At 43.9% G+C, this 14,063-nt stretch carries 15 protein-coding genes; 10 read left to right on the top strand and 5 right to left on the bottom strand.

Features of this window, described 5'->3' with window-relative positions; all coding sequences use genetic code 11:
• Positions 1-41 precede the first annotated feature (41 nt).
• Positions 42-836, top strand: a complete 795-nt coding sequence (phhA, locus tag R7Q46_RS01690) for a phenylalanine 4-monooxygenase (RefSeq protein ID WP_213871191.1) — start codon at positions 42-44, stop codon at positions 834-836.
• On the top strand, positions 826-1,164 hold the full coding sequence (locus R7Q46_RS01685) for a 4a-hydroxytetrahydrobiopterin dehydratase (RefSeq protein WP_005375563.1): 339 nt from the start codon (positions 826-828) through the stop codon (positions 1,162-1,164). The genes phhA and R7Q46_RS01685 overlap by 11 nt, the downstream gene beginning before the upstream one ends.
• Positions 1,165-1,234: 70 nt before the next feature.
• Here the strand turns inward: R7Q46_RS01685 and R7Q46_RS01680 are convergent, their stop codons facing one another.
• Positions 1,235-3,004: a choice-of-anchor I family protein gene (locus R7Q46_RS01680; RefSeq protein WP_318077246.1), complete on the bottom strand. Its 1,770-nt coding sequence runs from the start codon at positions 3,002-3,004 to the stop codon at positions 1,235-1,237.
• 199 nt (positions 3,005-3,203) lie between these two features.
• Between R7Q46_RS01680 and R7Q46_RS01675 the strand changes: the two genes are divergently transcribed.
• Entirely contained in the window at positions 3,204-3,548 is a 345-nt protein-coding gene (locus R7Q46_RS01675) for a HopJ type III effector protein (RefSeq protein ID WP_005375560.1), read from the top strand.
• A 38-nt stretch (positions 3,549-3,586) separates the two neighbouring features.
• Here R7Q46_RS01675 and R7Q46_RS01670 read toward each other — a convergent pair whose 3' ends face one another.
• The gene (locus R7Q46_RS01670; protein WP_171344114.1) at positions 3,587-3,895 is read right to left on the bottom strand and encodes a cysteine-rich CWC family protein; all 309 of its coding nucleotides are present in this window, start codon (positions 3,893-3,895) and stop codon (positions 3,587-3,589) included.
• Between the two features lie 144 nt (positions 3,896-4,039).
• Between R7Q46_RS01670 and R7Q46_RS01665 the strand changes: the two genes are divergently transcribed.
• Entirely contained in the window at positions 4,040-4,255 is a 216-nt protein-coding gene (locus R7Q46_RS01665) for a DUF3820 family protein (protein ID WP_005375557.1), read from the top strand.
• A gap of 40 nt (positions 4,256-4,295) precedes the next feature.
• Entirely contained in the window at positions 4,296-4,541 is a 246-nt protein-coding gene (locus tag R7Q46_RS01660) for a hypothetical protein (protein ID WP_033906842.1), read from the top strand.
• Between the two features lie 169 nt (positions 4,542-4,710).
• Here R7Q46_RS01660 and R7Q46_RS01655 read toward each other — a convergent pair whose 3' ends face one another.
• Entirely contained in the window at positions 4,711-5,319 is a 609-nt protein-coding gene (locus R7Q46_RS01655) for a LysE family translocator (RefSeq protein WP_005389411.1), read from the bottom strand.
• Between the two features lie 161 nt (positions 5,320-5,480).
• Between R7Q46_RS01655 and R7Q46_RS01650 the strand changes: the two genes are divergently transcribed.
• The 4 genes from R7Q46_RS01650 to R7Q46_RS01635 all read left to right on the top strand — a co-directional run bounded on the left by R7Q46_RS01650 (position 5,481) and on the right by R7Q46_RS01635 (position 10,171).
• Positions 5,481-6,839 carry a PLP-dependent aminotransferase family protein gene (locus R7Q46_RS01650; RefSeq protein WP_213871189.1) on the top strand — a complete coding sequence of 453 codons (1,359 nt, stop codon included), beginning with the start codon at positions 5,481-5,483 and terminating at the stop codon, positions 6,837-6,839.
• Between the two features lie 436 nt (positions 6,840-7,275).
• Entirely contained in the window at positions 7,276-7,932 is a 657-nt protein-coding gene (locus R7Q46_RS01645) for a hypothetical protein (RefSeq protein ID WP_318077245.1), read from the top strand.
• A 441-nt stretch (positions 7,933-8,373) separates the two neighbouring features.
• Complete coding sequence (locus R7Q46_RS01640) at positions 8,374-8,589, top strand: helix-turn-helix domain-containing protein (RefSeq protein WP_318077244.1); 216 nt, start codon at positions 8,374-8,376, stop codon at positions 8,587-8,589.
• Between the two features lie 331 nt (positions 8,590-8,920).
• The gene (locus tag R7Q46_RS01635; RefSeq protein ID WP_213873946.1) at positions 8,921-10,171 is read left to right on the top strand and encodes a DEAD/DEAH box helicase; all 1,251 of its coding nucleotides are present in this window, start codon (positions 8,921-8,923) and stop codon (positions 10,169-10,171) included.
• 151 nt (positions 10,172-10,322) lie between these two features.
• Here the strand turns inward: R7Q46_RS01635 and R7Q46_RS01630 are convergent, their stop codons facing one another.
• A complete protein-coding gene (locus R7Q46_RS01630; RefSeq protein ID WP_213964128.1) occupies positions 10,323-10,739 on the bottom strand; it encodes a VF530 family DNA-binding protein in 417 nt (138 codons plus the stop codon).
• Positions 10,740-11,157: 418 nt separating this feature from the next.
• Here R7Q46_RS01630 and R7Q46_RS01625 point away from each other — a divergent pair, with 418 nt between their 5' ends.
• Complete coding sequence (locus R7Q46_RS01625) at positions 11,158-12,615, top strand: DUF3360 domain-containing protein (RefSeq protein WP_053303744.1); 1,458 nt, start codon at positions 11,158-11,160, stop codon at positions 12,613-12,615.
• A gap of 131 nt (positions 12,616-12,746) precedes the next feature.
• On the opposite strand, the gene trpB is transcribed toward R7Q46_RS01625, so the two are convergent.
• Complete coding sequence (gene trpB, locus R7Q46_RS01620) at positions 12,747-13,970, bottom strand: tryptophan synthase subunit beta (protein ID WP_239933112.1); 1,224 nt, start codon at positions 13,968-13,970, stop codon at positions 12,747-12,749.
• Positions 13,971-14,063 lie beyond the last annotated feature (93 nt).

Raw genomic sequence — 14,063 nt, 5'->3', positions numbered from 1 at the left:
AGATAGGCTTAATGTAAAGGATTTGTTAATGGAGATGAGCCATGACCCAGTATCGTTCTAAACCCGTAAACCAGGAAGGCAGGGTTGAATGGAGCCGTGAAGAAGACGCCATTTGGCGAGATTTGGTAACACGACAAATGGGTGTGATCCAAAACAGAGCTTGTGAGGCTTATTTACACGGTTTGACGCTGCTTGATTTACCTCAAGACCGCGTTCCTCAGTTACCAGAAATTAATCGTGTCTTGATGGAGACAACAGGTTGGCAAGTGGAGCCCGTTCCCGCGCTTATTGATTTCGACCGATTTTTTAATCTACTCGGTAATAAGCGCTTTCCAGTCGCCACATTCTTGCGTACAAGAGATGAGTTCGATTACTTACAGGAGCCAGATTTCTTCCACGAAATATTTGGTCATTGCGCGATGTTAACCAACCCAGACTTTGCTGCATTTACCGAGCATTATGGTCAACTAGGGCAAGCCGCTACCCCAAAACAAAGAGCCTATCTCGCTCGCCTCTACTGGTTTACCGTAGAGTTTGGCTTGGTGAAAGAAGGGGACAAAACCAAAATTTACGGTGGTGGTATTCTTTCATCTCCTGGCGAAACCCTCTACGCATTAGAGAGTGATGTAGCAATTCGCGACCCATTTGAATTACAAACAGTGCTGAGAACGCCTTATCGTATCGACATCATGCAACCGAAGTACTACGTGATTGATGACTTTTCTCAGCTTTTTACAATCAGTCAGTTAAATTTATTGAAACAAGCCGATCTAGCGATTGAAGCTGGACTGCTTCCTCCACTTTTTGAACCAAAGGAACCTGCTCATGTTGAATGAACAAAAATGCGAAGCTTGTAGTATCGATGCCATTGCACTAAGCAAAGAAGAACAACAGTCTCTGCTTCTGCAATTGTCTGATTGGCAGATCATTGAAAGAGAAGATATACCTCAACTAGAAAAGGTGTATAAATTTAAGAACTTCAAACAAGCATGGGCTTTCAGTAACAAAATCGCGGAACTGGCAGAAGATGAGTTCCACCATCCCTCTATTTTGTTGGAATGGGGTAAGGTTACCGTAACGTGGTGGAGTCACTCTATCAAAGGTCTGCATAAAAACGATTTTATCTGCGCATCAAAGTGTGACGCGCTAGCATCGGCAGAGTAGGACATTACCTCATACAAAAAACGCCCGGCTTATGTCGGGCGTTTTGGTTCTAAATGACTTTTACATTACTTTATAGATTGATTCGGAAGACGGATGTCGTGCCCGATACCTCATTGCCAACGACGATAAAATGACCACCGTTACGGGTAAAGTAATTAATGGACTCTGGACCTAAATCGCCTGCTTTTGGATTGTATGTGTCGTTCATGCATTCGCCATCTTCGACTTCTGTACATACTGGCTGATTGTAATCACGGCGGTTTACGTAATGCATAAACTGCGCTTGTTTCGGGTCTGTGATGTCATAAATCATGATACCGCCTTGACGCTCCAAGCCGATAAACGCGTAATGACGACCGTTAATTTGTGCTACTTCAATCGCCTCTGGCTCAATACCTTTATCATCACTTCGGTCATCGCCACTATTATTGTTATCGTTGGTGCTGTTGAAGTTTTTACCTTCATTCAGCAGCGCGATGGTCGCGAAATCGTCACCACTATCGAAGACCAACTTGCCGTTTTTATCCCAAATCGAGAATGAACGCGCGCCAAATGCTTGAACATTCTCTTGTGCAGAAAGCGTTTGTTCCGGCTTAATCACTTTTAAACGCGCGAGTTGTTTGTTGTCTTTTAGTGCCTCTGCCAATGGGTGTTCTGCTGCTACTTTCAGCTTCTTACCGCGCACTTCATCAATATGGCTTAAACAGCTCCCTTGCTCAGATGTGTATTCATCTGTACCAAGGTAATCGTCTTCATCCCACATAAAGCCAGCTTTGTCGCACAGTTCTTGAGTGGTTTTGAATCCGTACTCACGCCCGTCGCCTTCATTTGCAGATACGATGTAAGTACTCCCATTCACTGAGTAGCTGTCGATAGTGTCAGGCATAAATAAGCCAACCAGTTGTGGGTAGCTTTTCAAGTTCCCAATGATTTTGTCTTTGTTGGATGCATCGAGTTTAGCGCCCGACCAAGACTTCTCACCTAAGCCAACAATTTTTTCTACCGATTTGCTCTCTGGATTGACGATTGCCATGGCGTTATTTTCTTGTAGCGCGACATAGATTTTGCCGTTATCTGCAAAAGTGAGGTATTCAGGCTCTAGATCTTGTGCGATGGTGGCGTTTGGCCCCGAAATACGCACATTCATTGGGAGCTCTGCTTTTCGTGAACCATCAAATTCGTTAAAGCCAATTTGTGTCACTTCTGCTTGAGTAACACCAAGGCTCAGATCGATCAAAGTGATACTACCTTCAGGGTCAATGCTGTAATCGCTGTTTGGTTCTCCTTCATTAGCGGTTGCGATGTATCGGCCATCTTTTGAGAAGCCAACCATGTCTGGCAATGCGCCTGTTGGGAAAGTCGTGACTAATGACAAATCGTCGGAGCGGTACAAGCCAACAATACCATTCGCTTGTTTATTACTGTTTTCAATCGCAACTGCTACCAAACCATTGAATACAGCGACACTGTTTGCTGCGCCAATTTCAATGCCCGCTGCTTCGCCAGCGCTGTTGAGATCAATGAATGCGCTTTGCGTTGGTACGCCGTTGTCATCCATAGAAAGTACATCGATACGTTTTGCTTGAGCATTCACCACATAGAGCTTATCTGTACAGGCGTCATAACTCACGATTTCAGCTGCCGATGTGTCGAATGGAGCATCAGCAACGGATGTTCCGATAAACGTTAAACCTTGAATTGACGTTTCCCCAGTAACGGGTGCAGTGGTAGGTTTGCATTGTGTAGCGAATGAAGCCACGGTATCTTCGGGTTGTGATGAACACGCGATGGCAAGTGATGACAATGCGAGTACACCGATTGCCTTTAAAGGGGTGATCATGATATCTCCTTATCAATCCGATAGGTTGTCAATCAGCATGGGTTTTATGCTGCTGTCCATTTCCGCAATTGGAATGATAGAGCGCTGAATGACGTGTGATTTGGTAAGGCTCTGAATATATGTATGATTGATGACTCTTATATTGGCTTTTTATGAAACTAATGTGTCATCAATATGATGAAGTAGGGATAGAGGAATAATGGAATTAAAATCGTTTTTAGATTTATTGGCAGCGTCACCAGAGCAGGTCGAATTTGAAGCAACGATGGCGGTGATCGAAGATAACTATACGTTTGAGCCAACCGCTTTTGTAAATGGTGAGACACAAAACAATGCAGGCGAGAACAACGGTTCGTGTAAGATCTTCGCTTTCGGTTTGCTAAACAACCTAGACAAAGAAGCGACGCTAGCCTGCTTTGGCCGTTTTTATCGTGAAGATGTATTGCAGCATCCAGAGAACAGCGATCACCAGAATATTCGTAATTTTATGGTGACAGGGTGGGAAGGCATTAAGTTTGAAGCGTCCGCTTTAACCGCTAAATAAACACCAGTAAGAAAACGATGATCAGTAAGCCAGTCGTATTACGCGACTGGCTTTTTTTCTAGACATTTTCGGCACAAACACAGCTGGTTGGCGCTTGGCTTGGGTAAATCACGGGTTTCAATAGTAAAGCACCAGCATGTCTCTTTGCCTGCGGCGATATCACAATGGGCTTGAGTCCCGCACTCAGCACAACTGTGCGTTGAATCTTCTCCTGCGATTTGTTCGATAATCGCATCTCGTTGGAGATCGGTTTTGTCTTTCCATTGGATGATTTCATCCATCGTTCGGTGACAACCAGAGCATATTCCGGCGTTATTTTTACATGCTGCTCGACAAGGTGACTTCATTGCTTTCTCGTTCTCATTTTTTATGCCGCGTACTCTAGCATAAAGCGAGTCAAGGCCGCCAAAAATAAACGTGACTGCGATTTGCTGGTGAGGAGGGAGAACCAGTGTTACCCTTGGGCGAGTTACCTTAACTCTCTGTCACTTATGTTAGAAAAAGAAAACCTCATTAAACTCGCTAGAATGCAAATGCCATTTGGGAAATATGCAGGGCGAGTGTTAATCGACCTGCCTGAAGAATACTTACTGTGGTTTGATAAAAAGGGCTGGCCAAGCGGCGAGCTAGGGGATTTGCTCAAGCTATGTTTAGCGCTCAAAATTGAAGGCTTAGATAGTGTCGTGAAGCCTTTGAAGCGTATGTAACTAGCCACAGAAACTCCCACTCTTAATGAAAAGACTTATTATGAATTTTGATATCGATGCACTGAAACACCACCAATTGGTCGAAGATGGTAAACTAGAGGGATGTTACATTCATCAGCCAGCTCAAGGTAGCCAACACAATGACAAAGCTGTTTTGGCAGAGCGCCAAGCGTTGGAAAAGTTGGGATATAAGGTAATACAGCTTAAAGCTAAAGGCGGGACAACAACGTTTGCCGAGGCGATGCAAAAGCTTGCGAAGGAAACTGGTCACCTGCCTAAGGAGTAAGTGAGTGTAACCTGCCACAGCCTTACAAGTTCTCCCACCAGACTATTTTTTCATTCAAAAGAGCCAGACCGTTAGGCTGACTCTTTTTTGTCCCAAAGTGTGTTACGCCTCGAAATGCGAATTTAGATAATTGGCAATTTTATACATACAAAACTCTGCTCTTTGTCATTCAGGCAGAGTGCCCCAAAACTGGTAACAATGATATGAATGTTATCGTCGCTAGGCTGATGTTGAACACGCGCTGTCTTAATACGGTATTGAGATAAATACGAATTTTTTTACCAACCCAGACCCAAGTAATATTTGCAAACAGTCCGAATGTCGTAAACACGAAAGTAATCAATGTAACAGAGAACCAATAGTTAGAAGGGAGACTATAACTTGTGACCAAAGCAAGTGATGCCATCCAAGCCTTCATATTACCCAGTTGAAACAACGTAGCCTGAGTTACGTTGATTGGTTTGCTTTTAGTGGGTTTGCCTGCGAAAGGGTTAGTACATAGCAGCTTAATCATCAGCCAGAACATGTAAACCAGACCGATGTATTTTATAGCGAGATACCAACTTGGATGAGTTTGTAGGGCAACACCGACACCACATGCACAAAGCAGAATTAACCCTATTACGCCAATACGGATACCAATTAGGTGTCGCCATGATTTCCTTATACCAAATTGTGCCCCTGAGTTGGCGAGCAATAAGTTATTTGGGCCGGGTGTTATGGCGGTGACAAACGCAAATAAACTCATCGCTGGAGTTAGGTCCCATAATGTTGTCATTTCTTTTCTTCTCAAATTAGTGCTGATAAGCCAAGAATAAAGGGATGAAGTGAGAGAGACCTACAGTTAATGCGTCATGGTGACAATTCTTTGATTTCATTTTCGTCAGGCCTTATTTATCCTGAATACAAGAGTTAATTGTACCCCTTCGGAGAGAGACAATGTTAGTCCCTGATATATCGGGTCGTTCCGGACCTAAGTTTATGGCACTGGCTGAAGCGATTGCAGAGGTGATAGAGAGTGGTGAACTTGAACCAGACACTAAATTACCTCCTCAGCGTATTTTATCTTATCGCTTAGGTGTGACGGTTGGAACGGTGACGAGGGCATATAGGGAGCTAGAGCGGAGGGGCTTAACGGAACCAAAAGTAGGAAGCGGTACTTATGTACGTAACAGAGAAACTGAACTGAACCACTTTTATCATCCGGTATTGGAAGAAAAAGGCATTGATCTGGCACGTTGCCGACCTTTGCTATTATCGCAGCCGAAATTTCTTGCGAATGCGTTGAAAGAGCTATCACACGAGGAAATTGCGCAGGCAGCCGTGCTGGATTACTACTCCGCTGATGGCATTCGGGGTCATAACGAGACTCTTCGACAATGGCTGATGACCAAATTCAATATCGATATTGATGCACGGCGTCTAGTGTGGACTCATGGAGGGCAACACGGGATATCGTTGATTATTCAATCTCTAAGCCGCCCTAAAGATACAATTCTTGCTGAAGGGCTGTGTTATCCAGAGTTCATCTATGCATGTCAGCAATCCGAACGAAAGCTAGTGCCAGTAAAAGTCGATGAACATGGATTAGATCCAGAAGATCTGGCTTTGCACTGTAAGAGGCATCGCCCAAAACTGCTTTATCTTACGCCGGGAGTACAGAACCCGACCGGAGCTCAGTTAACGGATAGCCGAAGACTAAAAATCATAGAGATATGTCGTCGTTACAATGTGTTGATTATTGAGGACGATGTTCTCTACTGCCCACCGTCTCATCGAAAGAGTCCCTTAGTTGCTATCGCTCCAGATATTACCTTATACGTGGGCAGTTTTTCTAAGTACTTTGCAGGTGGATTGCGGCTGGGTTTCATCATTCTGCCTTTGTCGTTCAAAGATTTACTGCAACGTGCGCTACGAGCCAGTTGTATGTATGTTAGCCCTTTGATAATCGACCTTGTTTGTCGTTGGTTAACTAGCGGAGCTATGCAAGCCGTGGACAAAGAGATAGCGATGGAACTCAGTGCACGTCATCGGATCTGGAAGGCAGTATTTCCCGAAATCCAGATTGGTGTTCCTGGTTACAATGTGTGGCTACCTTTGCCTGAGCCATTAACAGGATATCACTTTAACCAGTCGTTGTTGAAACATGGTGTCAGAGTGAGGGAAGCGGAAATGTTTGCTGTGGGTCGGTATGAAGTGCCGGCAGCAGTGAGGATATCACTTGCAGGTCCATTAAGCCGATTACAATTGCAATCAGCTTTAGATATCGTAAGAGAGCAAATCAAACGGTTAACTTAAGTTTCATAGTTCACATGGATTGCTCAATATCTAACTATTCAATGCTCTATTAGGATTGAACACACCGATATACATAAAGTGCTCGAAGTTGTGCTCAAAGTCTCAAAAGTTACTTGAAATCTGAAACTCGCTTAGACGTCTTTTGGGCAGCATCGAGTTGATTCATCTTTGTCGAGAGCCTTCATGTTGAGTACTTTCCAACGCAAAAGTGCCCCAAAATGATTTTCGCCAAGTTACAGTCAACGACGCAACTTCATAAATTTGCATCAGCTTTTGTAATCTAAAAGTGGATACCGCTCTCAGGGCTTACTAGGTCTCACTTTTAATATAGTGCTAGATGCCAATACACTAGAAGCTAATAACATTTTACACAAGAAACGCCTACTTATTATTATGTAATGGTTTGTGTATTGAAATTAACAAAGGACTTTTAGGCATGGACTCTTTAAGCGTCACATCTTCCAGATACACCCACCGGCAACACAATCAAGAGCCGTTAAAGTTCTTCATTGTTCTCATGAGTCTAGAACCATATAGAAATGATTTACATCGCGAAAATCAATCGTTAAGCCTTTTGTCTGGTATTGTGTTGTACAGACATTTATCGAAGCCCGACCAAAGAAAAGTAACGAGTAGTGTGTTGAATTTAAAGAACAATCGCTTGAAGTCTAAACTCTATGGAATGATAGGCCAAATTGTCGCAAATCCATACTGGTTCTGCTGGTCACTAAGTGATTCTGAGTTAAAAAGTTATTATAATTCAAACAAGAAAATCTCTGACTTACTCAGTAGCCTTGGCTTTGATGTTCCAACGATTTCAGTCGGAGTGTTAGCCGCTGGCGCATATTCTGTTTTTAATGAAGGAATGAAAACAACAGTGACCAAAGGTCTAACGAGTATCGCTAGTTCGAATAAGGTGCTAGAGACAGCGAAAGAATTGGGATTAAGAAAGCGACTTGTAGGTGAGTCAGGGCGAATGCTTGGCGCTTTTGTGATAATGATTATTGGTTTTAATGCAATGCAAACCAAAGGCATGAAAGATGCGAGAAAAGAACTGATCCTCAGAGGCCTAATCAATCCTTCGGAGTTATAATGATTATAGCAATATTGGGTCTTTTCGGTGGGTGCGCTTTACTCTTCTTTTACTTGCAAGGACTAAAGGTAGAGCTAAGAGAAGGCTCATCCGGTATAGTTAAATGTAACGCTTTTCCATTTAACGTAGCGATGCTGATTGGTGTTATTGTCGGCTGCTTATTCTACATCGTGATGGCTGTAGACAGTTTGGTTGTGGTATCAGCGACGATAGCGATAACATGGTTTATCTTACGTATATTTCGCGATCGAATAATTCGTACACTCTTAAAGGGCCTATGAATTACTATCTACCCTTTGATGTTTGCTTTAAAAATTAACATCAAAGGCTTTTGATCTGCCCAGCCGGACTGGATATATAAAGAAGCGACTTTCTGATACCAAAAGTTATCCGTATTTCTCTAATTTAAGTGATAGAACTAAGAAGGTTTTGTCCAAGAGAGTGCTGGGATTGATTCGAAGTGAGTTAAACATGAGTTTTAGTGAATGGCGGCAACAAGTACTGCTAATACATTCATTAGAAATGATAGCTCGAGGGGAATCTGTAGGAGCGGTTGCACATGCTTTGGGTTATTCGACACCCAGTAACTTTATTGCGATGTTTCGTCGGGTCTATGGCGATACACCCACGCGTTACTTTTCGAGTCGTGGCATATAGTTGCCAGAGCTTACCTAAATTAGGTTCGTTTTTATGTACTGAGGCTTTACATACATTTACTCACCCAACATAAGCAAGTGCTTCTAACTTCTTTCTACCCCAAATGAGCTGAAATCAATTTCGAAGTGGATAACAGATTCGTCGCGAACGCTACCATCTTGGTCGTAGAGTATTGGTTACCGAAACCATTAACTCATTTTTAGTGAAAGGAAATTCCTGAACCCTATAGTGCTTCTTTCACCAATCTTCTGTTTGGGCCATTATTTCTAACATCCAGACGCGAAATAGCATAAGATACACGGCCTTTACTAGCACTGAGCCACTCATCGTAATGACAGATAAAACACAGCAAGCGACATTTGCCGATCTTGGCCTGATTCCAACATTAGTCGAGCGACTAGAAGCGTTGGAATACAGCCAACCGACGCCCATTCAATCCCGTGCTATTCCTGATATCCTTGAAGGGAAAGATATTATTGGTGGTGCCAATACGGGGTCTGGTAAAACCGCTGCTTTTTCGCTGCCAATCTTGCAAAAAATTGTTCAGCAAGACGAATCAAACAATCGCCGTGGCAACTTCGTTTCCCACCTGATTTTAGTACCAACTCGTGAGTTGGCATCACAGGTGGCATATAACGTCAAATCTTACTCATACCATCTCAGAGATAAGATCAAAACGGTTGCCGTATTTGGTGGTGTATCGGTGAACCCACAAATGCTGGCGCTTCGTGGTGGCTGTGACATCATTGTTGCAACGCCGGGTCGATTACTTGATCTGGTATCCAGTAACGCGATTAAGTTGGACCAAGTAAAAACGCTTGTTCTTGACGAAGCCGACCGAATGTTGAGCCTCGGATTTACCGAAGAACTGAATAAGATTCTTGCGTTACTACCAGAGAAGAAACAGACGCTGTTATTTTCTGCTACTTTCCCTGATAAAGTCACGACGCTGGCTCAGCAGTTGCTCCGCGACCCTGTTGAAGTTCAGTTGCAGAGCGCAGAAGCCAGCACTTTGGTGCAGCGCGTGTTTAGTGTAAATAAAGGTGAGAAGACGGCGGTACTCGCGCACTTAATCAAACAGCATCAGTGGCGACAGACTTTGATTTTTGTGAATGCTAAGAATGCCTGTAACCATTTAGCTCAAAAGCTGTCAAAACGCGGTATTACCGCTGAAGTTTTCCATGGTGATAAAGGGCAGGGCGCTCGTACTCGTGTCCTTGACGGTTTTAAGTCTGGCGAGATTCAAGTTCTTATTGCCACCGATATCGCAGCACGCGGCCTTGATATTGAAAAACTTCCAGTGGTGATTAACTTCGATCTTCCGCGTAGCCCTGCTGATTATATGCATCGAATCGGTCGTAGTGGTCGTGCTGGTGAAGTAGGTTTAGGGTTATCTCTTATCGATTACGACGACTACCACCATTTCAAAGTGATAGAAAAGAAAAATAAGTTCCAACTTGAACGCGAGCAGGTAGTCGGTTTTGAAGTGGAAGACGATCAGAGTGAAGCCTACTTTTTACCAATGAAGCCGCGAGCGAAGCCAGCAGGTACGGGTAAAAAGAAGAAAAAGCGTAATCAATAGAAAACGTAAACTACATGTGAGTTTACTTACGGGAGTTGCTGGAGAAAGGGAATGCTCACTAGCTTGAGTCTTCGCTTCTAGCCATTCCTTTAAAGAACAATAGAGCCCTGCTGGAGCTACCAGTAGGGCTCTATTGCTTTTCAAGATAGTGTTATTGGCGACGAGCAGGGCGTCCGCGAGGTGAACGCTTTTTAAATGCAGACGCTGCTTTAGCTTGTGACTTAAGAATAGAGTCAACGGTTAGCGGCATTGGCTCTTTAGGTTCAAGGTCATGAGGGAAGGTACGAGCTCTTGGTGGTAAGTTGTATTCTTCTTCGCTCGCGCGTGGCATACGCTTAAAGCGATAAAGGTAAAAGTTTTCTAATTTTTCTCTCGCCCATTCGGTTTTCTTTAAATACTTCACGCTACTTGCAATCGAAGGCTTAGTGTTAAAGCAATTAAAACGCATTGCTGTATCTAGAATGTCCCAGCCGTAAAAATCTACTAACTCTTGCAACATAGTCTCTAGCTTTAACCCGTGCAGTGGATTGTTCTGTTGCAGCTCGATTCTCTCTTCGTCAGTCATCATTTTTAAGGGCCTTACTCATTAAAGGGCGGAGTTTAACAAAGTATACAATGCAGAGATATCTATAGTTACTTTGCGATGGATGCGAGCGCAGTGCTCTCTACCTCGAAAGTATAAATCGGAATTGGCCGTTCTACTTAGCTCTCTGCTCAAAAATGACTCATAAAAGTTCAAGCGTCTTAGTTTAATGTTAAATTATTGTGTAATAAGTGAGATTTTTGTTGTTCTTTTACTAATGTCTAATATTCCTACCCATAGCAACACATGCTTAATAAGCTCAAAATCAAAATTGGTTCATGCCGCTTTCTTAGTATGGCCTAGAAGTTTGATGTGGGTGTTGTCTCGTATTGGTCGAAGGTCTGTCTACCAAGCGAAACTCTAGTTGACGTAGTTCAACGTTGAAACATAAAAGGATGACTCAATGTCTGACAAAAGTAAGACTTTTTACAGGGATGTGCGCAAAAAACCGCATGAATTTGAAAGCCGAGAAGACTTTCTAAATCATGATTTAACCGTCATGAGCTTCCGTCGCTGGGGAATTCATTTGCCCTCACGTGATTACAGTATTGAAATCGAAGACTGGGTACCTGCATTAGCAGCAACTATTGGTAAGGTGGTGATGGTCACTGCCATGGTTTCCGCTTTTGCTGCTCAGTTTGGTTTATCTCCGGAATTCATTGCAGAAAACGTGCGTTACGAATTACTTATCGCTGGAGCCCTGTTCGTCATTCTGTTTTCTGCCATCCTAAACCCGAATGCAAACTTAGCGGGAACCCATGGCCCAATGATACCGCTGATTCCTATGATCGCAGCAGCAGGAGGACACCCTCTCGCGCTAGGTTTGATGGTATGTGTTTTTGGTTTAATTCTCGCTTTAACCAAAGGTGGCTCTAAACTCATGACTCTGACTGGTATCGGGGTTCGAGGAGGGTTGTTGATCTACCTTGGTGCTGTTGGGTTGCTCGGGCAAATTAATAAGACGGAAGCGTGGGCTGCAAGTACGGACCAAGGTTACATTTCGTTTGTGGTCATAGGCCTAACCGTTATGGTTTACGCTTACTTAGCCAAGATCAATAAACGTTGGCTAGCTATCCCACTGTGCTCTGCACTCGCGGGTATTGTTGCTTATTTGATGGGCGCTGAGTTTGCTTTTACCACAGAGCCGGGCCTGCCTAATTTCAGTCCATTCTACTGGTGGGGTGAAGATACAGGCTGGCAGTTAGGCTGGCCAACCCTAGAGCACTTTATTGCCGTGACTCCATTTGCTCTATTGGCAGTCGCTATGTGGTCCCCTGATTATCTCGGCCATCGTGTGTTTCAAGAACTTAACTACCCAAAAGAAGCGAAAGGCGTACTCATGGATGTCGACGACACGATGGTCGGAGCGTCTGTTCGTCAGGGGGTTGGTTCACTATTAGGTGGCGGTAATTTAGCTTCTTCTTGGGGTACGTACATGATTCCAGCCGCAATTGCCAAACGTCCTATTCCAGGTGGCGCACTGTTAACGGGTTTCATGTGTATTGCGGCGGCGGTAATTGGCTACCCAATGGATCTAGCAATGTGGGAGCCTGTTCTGCGTGTTGCTTTGATTGTCGGTGTATTCTTACCACTTTTAGAAGCGGGTATGCAGATGATCCATAAGCATAAAGATTCACTCAGTGCAGGTATCTGTATTTTTGCCTGTGCATTCGTTAATCCAGTCTTCGGTTGGGCAATCACGATGCTGTTGGATAACCTCGGGCTTATCGGCGACCATGAGCGTGCTAACGAACTATCGCGCAAAGATAAATATCTGATTCCTGGCACTGCGTTTATCGTTTGTGCAGGCTCCCTTGCTATTGTTGGTCAGCTTCCAGGCATTCCAGCTCTTATCGGTTAATCGAATTATGCTCTAAAGGTATAGTGAGAACAGTGAGTAAAGGGACTTGCTTCTTAAAATAGTAGACAAAAACAAAAAGCTACCTAGTACCAGGTAGCTTTTTGCATGTAGGGTTAGGCTACGGAGTTAGGCTATATGAGTGATTCAATGCCGTATTTTGCGCCGTAGTGTTCAACGACAAAATCAATGTCTTTGTCACCACGGCCTGATAAGTTGATCAAAATCGAGCCGGTTTCTCCTTGCTGCGCGAGTTTAATTGCGTAAGCGACAGCGTGTGAGGATTCAATAGCAGGGATTATTCCCTCTTCACGAGACAGCTCAAAGAAGGCATCAATCGCTTCGTCATCACTGATTGAGCCGTAATTGACACGGCCAATGTCTTTTAAGTAACTATGCTGAGGTCCAACCGATGGGTAATCCAAGCCACTTGCTACAGAGTACACTTCCTGAGGTTCACCTTGTGCATCTTTAAGCATGTAAGACTTAAATCCGTGCATGATACCTGGCTCACCGAGTGTGAGTGTTGCAGCATGCTCGCCAACCTTTTGCAAAGAGCGGCCCGCAGGTTCAACGCCGTGAATGGCGACTTGTTCATCCTCTAAGAAAGCAGTAAACAGCCCCATCGCGTTAGAACCACCTCCAACGCATGCGACGAGATTATTGGGTAACTTGCCGGTCATTTCTTTGAATTGAACTCGTGCTTCGTTACCGATAATTGATTGGAAATCTCGTACCATTTTAGGGAATGGGTGAGGGCCAACGACAGAGCCTATCGCATAAAGTTGTGTATCAGGATCTTTCAGATAAGCTTCGAATGCAGAATCTACCGCTTCTTTGAGGGTTTTGCGCCCATGAGTGGCAGGAATGACATTAGCACCAAGGATTCTCATGCGGACGACATTCGGATGTTCTTTGGCGATATCAACTTCACCCATGTAAATGTCGCATTTCAAGCCAACCAATGCCGCGGCTGTAGCAAGCGCAACACCGTGTTGTCCTGCGCCAGTTTCAGCAATCAGTTTCTTCTTACCCATCTTTTTAGCGAGAATGGCTTCTCCTAAGCAGTGGTTAATTTTATGTGCGCCTGTATGGTTTAAGTCTTCGCGCTTTAGGTAGATGTCTGCTCCGTATTTTTTAGACAAGTTTTCCGCATGGAAGATTGGGCTAGGTCGTCCAACAAAGTGCTTATACAGGCGAGCGAGTTCCGCTTTAAATTCAGGATCTTTGCTGCATTCCTCATAAGCTGCGTTGATGTTATGCATGATTTGTTCAAGCTCAGGTGGAACAAAGCTACCACCGTATTCACCAAAGTATCCTTCTCCGTTGGGCATAGTGAGATCAAACGAGTTTTTCATTATTTACATCCTAGTTAACGAAAGTATTGATACTTTTATACCCAAAATTTAGAAGTGGTTGTGTGATCAGTTGCTTAAATCAGAGTTCGCGAT

The organism is Vibrio sp. 811 (genome assembly GCF_033339195.1).
This window is presented reverse-complemented; position numbering and strand designations above follow the sequence as displayed.

Coding starts and splice junctions, on each gene's coding strand:
- R7Q46_RS01675 (WP_005375560.1), top strand. CDS start 3,204: ATGGAATTAAAATCGTTTTTAGATTTATTGGCAGCGTCACCAGAGCAG.
- R7Q46_RS01665 (WP_005375557.1), top strand. CDS start 4,040: ATGTTAGAAAAAGAAAACCTCATTAAACTCGCTAGAATGCAAATGCCA.
- R7Q46_RS01685 (WP_005375563.1), top strand. CDS start 826: ATGTTGAATGAACAAAAATGCGAAGCTTGTAGTATCGATGCCATTGCA.
- R7Q46_RS01670 (WP_171344114.1), bottom strand. CDS start 3,895: ATGAAGTCACCTTGTCGAGCAGCATGTAAAAATAACGCCGGAATATGC.
- R7Q46_RS01645 (WP_318077245.1), top strand. CDS start 7,276: ATGGACTCTTTAAGCGTCACATCTTCCAGATACACCCACCGGCAACAC.
- phhA (WP_213871191.1), top strand. CDS start 42: ATGACCCAGTATCGTTCTAAACCCGTAAACCAGGAAGGCAGGGTTGAA.
- R7Q46_RS01650 (WP_213871189.1), top strand. CDS start 5,481: ATGTTAGTCCCTGATATATCGGGTCGTTCCGGACCTAAGTTTATGGCA.
- R7Q46_RS01630 (WP_213964128.1), bottom strand. CDS start 10,739: ATGATGACTGACGAAGAGAGAATCGAGCTGCAACAGAACAATCCACTG.
- R7Q46_RS01635 (WP_213873946.1), top strand. CDS start 8,921: ATGACAGATAAAACACAGCAAGCGACATTTGCCGATCTTGGCCTGATT.
- R7Q46_RS01655 (WP_005389411.1), bottom strand. CDS start 5,319: ATGACAACATTATGGGACCTAACTCCAGCGATGAGTTTATTTGCGTTT.
- R7Q46_RS01625 (WP_053303744.1), top strand. CDS start 11,158: ATGTCTGACAAAAGTAAGACTTTTTACAGGGATGTGCGCAAAAAACCG.
- R7Q46_RS01680 (WP_318077246.1), bottom strand. CDS start 3,004: ATGATCACCCCTTTAAAGGCAATCGGTGTACTCGCATTGTCATCACTT.
- trpB (WP_239933112.1), bottom strand. CDS start 13,970: ATGAAAAACTCGTTTGATCTCACTATGCCCAACGGAGAAGGATACTTT.
- R7Q46_RS01660 (WP_033906842.1), top strand. CDS start 4,296: ATGAATTTTGATATCGATGCACTGAAACACCACCAATTGGTCGAAGAT.